This window comes from Streptomyces sp. NPDC000151, assembly GCF_040301705.1.
Classification (GTDB): domain Bacteria; phylum Actinomycetota; class Actinomycetes; order Streptomycetales; family Streptomycetaceae; genus Streptomyces.
The window spans coordinates 1-4,800 of sequence record NZ_JBEPFC010000261.1; the positions used below are offsets into that span (position 1 = coordinate 1).

2 protein-coding genes are annotated in these 4,800 nt (G+C 70.9%); one reads left to right on the top strand and one right to left on the bottom strand.

The features are described from left to right. Positions 1–3,516 (top strand): multifunctional oxoglutarate decarboxylase/oxoglutarate dehydrogenase thiamine pyrophosphate-binding subunit/dihydrolipoyllysine-residue succinyltransferase subunit (locus ABT381_RS35090; protein ID WP_351601959.1); only part of this gene is annotated, 3,516 nt, incomplete at its 5' end. Between the two features lie 76 nt (positions 3,517–3,592). Here ABT381_RS35090 and fxsT read toward each other — a convergent pair. Then, a partial coding sequence (fxsT, locus tag ABT381_RS35095; RefSeq protein ID WP_351601962.1) for an FxSxx-COOH system tetratricopeptide repeat protein occupies positions 3,593–4,800 on the bottom strand: 1,208 nt, incomplete at its 5' end.

The window sequence follows — 4,800 nt, forward strand, 5'->3', positions numbered from 1 at the left end:
GCCGCCCCGGCGCAGCCCGCGGCACCTGCCGCGAAGCCCGCCGCAGCTCAGCCCGCACCTGCCAAGGCCGCACCGGCCAAGGCCGAGGCGAAGCCCGCTGCCAAGGCCGCTCCGAAGGCGGACGCCAAGCCCGCCGCCGAGGCGCCCGCAGGCCCGGAGTACGTCACCCTGCGTGGCCCCTCCGCCGCCGTGGCGAAGAACATGAACGCCTCGCTGGAGCTGCCCACGGCCACGTCCGTGCGCGCCGTTCCCGTGAAGCTGCTGTTCGACAACCGCATCGTCATGAACAACCACCTCAAGCGCGCCCGCGGTGGGAAGGTCTCCTTCACCCACCTCATCGGGTACGCCATGGTGCAGGCGCTCAAGGCGATGCCCTCGATGAACTACTCGTTCACCGAGAAGGACGGCAAGCCCACCCTGGTCAAGCCGGACCACATCAACCTCGGCCTCGCCATCGACCTGGTGAAGCCCAACGGTGACCGCCAGCTCGTCGTCGCGGCCATCAAGAAGGCAGAGACCCTGACCTTCTTCGAGTTCTGGCAGGCGTACGAGGACATCGTCCGCCGCGCCCGGGTCGGCAAGCTGACGATGGAGGACTTCACCGGCGTCACCGCGTCGCTGACGAACCCCGGCGGCATCGGCACCGTGCACTCCGTGCCGCGCCTGATGCCCGGCCAGGGCCTCATCATCGGCGTCGGCGCCATGGAGTACCCCGCGGAGTTCCAGGGCACCTCGCAGGACACCCTGAACAAGCTGGGCGTCTCCAAGGTCATGACGCTGACCAGCACATACGACCACCGTGTGATCCAGGGCGCCGCCTCCGGCGAGTTCCTGCGCATCATGAGCCAGCTGCTGCTCGGCGAGAACGACTTCTTCGACGACATCTTCAAGTCGCTGCGGATTCCGTACGAGCCGGTCCGCTGGCTGAAGGACATCGACGTCAGCCACGACGACGACGTCACCAAGGCGGCCCGGGTCTTCGACCTGATCCACGCCTACCGGGTGCGCGGCCACGTCATGGCCGACACCGACCCGCTGGAGTACCGCCAGCGCAAGCACCCCGACCTGGACATCACCGAGCACGGCCTCACGCTCTGGGACCTGGAGCGGGAGTTCGCGGTCGGCGGCTTCTCCGGCAAGTCGATGATGAAGCTCCGCGACATCCTCGGCGTGCTGCGCGACTCGTACTGCCGCACCACCGGCATCGAGTACATGCACATCCAGGACCCCAAGCAGCGCAAGTGGCTGCAGGACCGCCTGGAGCGCCCGCACACCCCGCCGGAGCGCGAGGAGCAGCTGCGCATCCTGCGCCGCCTGAACTCCGCCGAGGCGTTCGAGACCTTCCTGCAGACGAAGTACGTCGGCCAGAAGCGCTTCTCGCTGGAGGGCGGCGAGTCCGTCATCCCGATGCTGGACGCGGTCATCGACTCCGCGGCCGAGTCGCGGCTGGACGAGGTCGTCATCGGCATGGCCCACCGCGGCCGGCTGAACGTCCTCGCCAACATCGTCGGCAAGTCCTACGCGCAGATCTTCCGCGAGTTCGAGGGCAACCTCGACCCGAAGTCGATGCACGGCTCCGGCGACGTGAAGTACCACCTGGGCGCCGAGGGCACCTTCACGGGTCTCGACGGCGAGCAGATCAAGGTCTCGCTGGCCGCCAACCCCTCGCACCTCGAAGCGGTCGACCCGATCGTCGAGGGCATCTCCCGCGCCAAGCAGGACATCATCGGCAAGGGCGGCACGGACTTCACGGTCCTCCCCGTCCAGCTGCACGGTGACGCGGCCTTCGCGGGCCAGGGTGTGGTCGCCGAGACGCTGAACATGTCGCAGCTGCGGGGCTACCGCACCGGCGGCACGGTCCACATCGTCATCAACAACCAGGTCGGCTTCACCGCCGCGCCGGAGTCGGCCCGCTCCTCCATGTACGCCACGGACGTGGCCCGCATGATCGAGGCGCCGATCTTCCACGTGAACGGTGACGACCCGGAGGCCGTGGTGCGCGTCGCGCGCCTCGCCTTCGAGTTCCGCCAGGCGTTCAACAAGGACGTCGTCATCGACCTGATCTGCTACCGCCGCCGCGGCCACAACGAGTCGGACAACCCGGCCTTCACGCAGCCGCTGATGTACGACCTGATCGACAAGAAGCGATCGGTGCGCAAGCTCTACACCGAGTCCCTCATCGGTCGCGGCGACATCACGCTGGAGGAGGCCGAGCAGGCGCTGCAGGACTTCCAGGGCCAGCTGGAGAAGGTCTTCACGGAGGTCCGCGAGGCCACCACGACGCCGATGGCGCCCGAGGTCCCGCAGCCGCAGGCCGAGTTCCCGGTCCACGTGGACACCGCGGTCTCCCAGGAGGTCGTCAAGCGGATCGCCGAGTCCCAGGTCAACATCCCCGACCGGGTCACCGTCCACCCGCGCCTGCTGCCCCAGCTGCAGCGCCGCGCGGCCATGGTCGAGGACGGCACGATCGACTGGGGCATGGGCGAGACCCTGGCCTTCGGCTCGCTGCTGATGGAGGGCACCCCGGTCCGGCTCGCCGGCCAGGACTCCCGCCGCGGCACCTTCGGCCAGCGCCACGCGGTCCTCATCGACCGCGAGACCGGCAACGACTACACGCCGCTGCTGTACCTCTCCGAGGACCAGGCGCGGTTCAACGTGTACGACTCGCTGCTCTCCGAGTACGCGGCGATGGGCTTCGAGTACGGCTACTCGCTGGCCCGTCCCGAGTCCCTGGTGATGTGGGAGGCGCAGTTCGGTGACTTCGTCAACGGCGCGCAGACCGTCGTCGACGAGTTCATCTCCTCGGCCGAGCAGAAGTGGGGCCAGACCTCCGGCGTCACGCTGCTCCTGCCGCACGGCTACGAGGGCCAGGGCCCGGACCACTCCTCGGCCCGCATCGAGCGCTTCCTCCAGCTGTGCGCGCAGAACAACATGACCGTCGCGATGCCGACGCTCCCCTCCAACTACTTCCACCTGCTGCGCTGGCAGGTGCACAACCCGCACCACAAGCCGCTGGTCGTCTTCACCCCGAAGTCGATGCTGCGTCTGAAGGCCGCGGCGTCGAAGACGGAGGAGTTCACCACCGGCGGCTTCCGCCCGGTGATCGGCGACGGTTCGGTCGACCCGAACGCGGTCCGCAAGGTGCTCTTCTGCTCCGGCAAGGTCTACTACGACCTTGAGGCGGAGCGGCAGAAGCGCGGTGCGAACGACGTCGCGATCGTCCGCATCGAGCGGCTGTACCCGCTGCCGGGCAAGGAGCTCCAGGCGGAGATCGCCAAGTTCCCGAACGCCGGCAAGTTCCTGTGGGTCCAGGAGGAGCCCGCCAATCAGGGCGCCTGGCCGTTCCTCGGCCTGAACCTGATCGACCACCTGGACCTGGCGGTCGGCGCCGACATCCCGCACGGCGAGCGTCTGCGCCGCATCTCGCGGCCGCACTCCTCGTCGCCGGCCGTCGGCTCCGCCAAGCGCCACCAGGCCGAGCAGGCCCAGCTCATCGCGGAGGCGTTCGACGCCTGAGCCACCGGCGCCGCGACACCTGAAAGGGCGGGGCTCCACCGGATCACTCCGGTGGGGCCCCGCCCTTCTGCTGTCCTCAGATCGTCAGCGGCTCGAAGTCGCGGAGCTGGTACGGCGGCAGGTCGGCCTCGGTGGAGCGGGTGTTGTGGGCCAGGTCCAGCGTCCACGGGTGGCTCGGGCCGACCGCCGCCTCCATGGCGGGCAGCGCGCGGCCGAGGGAGCCCAGGGCCGCCGCGCGGTCGCCGGCCGCGAGCAGCGCCAGCGCGTGATTGGCGTCGCTGCCGACGGTGTACGGGTGGGCGGGTCCGAGCAGCTCGCGGTAGGCCGTGTACGTGAGCTCGGCCGTGGCCAGGGCCCGCTCCGGGTCGCCGGACTCGCGCTCCAGGCAGCCGAAGCCGGCGGCGGTCATCAGGGTGAGCGGGTTCCGGCGGCCGAGCAGCCGCACCGCCCGCTCCAGCAGCCGCTCCATGCCCTGCCGGGCCCGCTCCCCCTGCCCGGCGGCCCGGCGGCAGAGCGCGAGGCCGTGTCCGGCGCGCAACGACTGGGGGTGGTCGGCGCCCAGGACGCGGTGGTGGCTGCGCACGGTCCGCTCCTGGAGCTCCAGCGCCGCCTCGACGCGGCCGGTGAGCCGCAGGTCGGTGGCGTAGTGCAGCTCGGAGTAGAGCGTCCAGGGGTGGCCGGGCGGCAGGACCCGGCGGCGCGCCCGCAGGGTACGCAGGTCCAGCTCCAGGGCCTCGTCGTAGGCGCCGAGCAGCCGCAGGGAGACCGCGGTGTTGTTCTGCGCGGCGAGGGTACGGGCGTCGCCCGCGCCGAAGGTCTGCCGGCTGCCGTCGAGCACGTACCGGGAGAGTTCCAGGGCTTCCTGGAGGCGGGCGAGGCCACGCAGGTCGGCGGCGAGGCCGGTGGCGGCGCGCAGGATGTCGGCGTCCGGGGTGGAGCCCCGGCCGAGCAGCCGCTCCAGCGCGGCTCGGTCCAGTTCCTCGCAGGCCGCGTACTGTCCGGCGGCGCGCAGCAGGTTGGTGTGCTCGTGCAGCAGGTCCAGGCGGCGCGGGTGGTCCTCGGGCAGGAGCCGCCGCCAGGTGCGGTCCGCGCGCCGGACGAGGGCCAGGCCGGTGTCCTGGACGCCCGCGAGGTAGGCGTAGCGCAGGCAGTTCAGTACCGGACGCGCGGTCTGTGCGGGGTCGGCCTCCAGCGCGCCGGAGGGCAGCAGGTGCGGCAGCAGCGCGGCGTACGCGGGCCAGTCGGCGGGTTCGTCGGGGTGGCCGGGGTCGGCGGCGGCGAGCG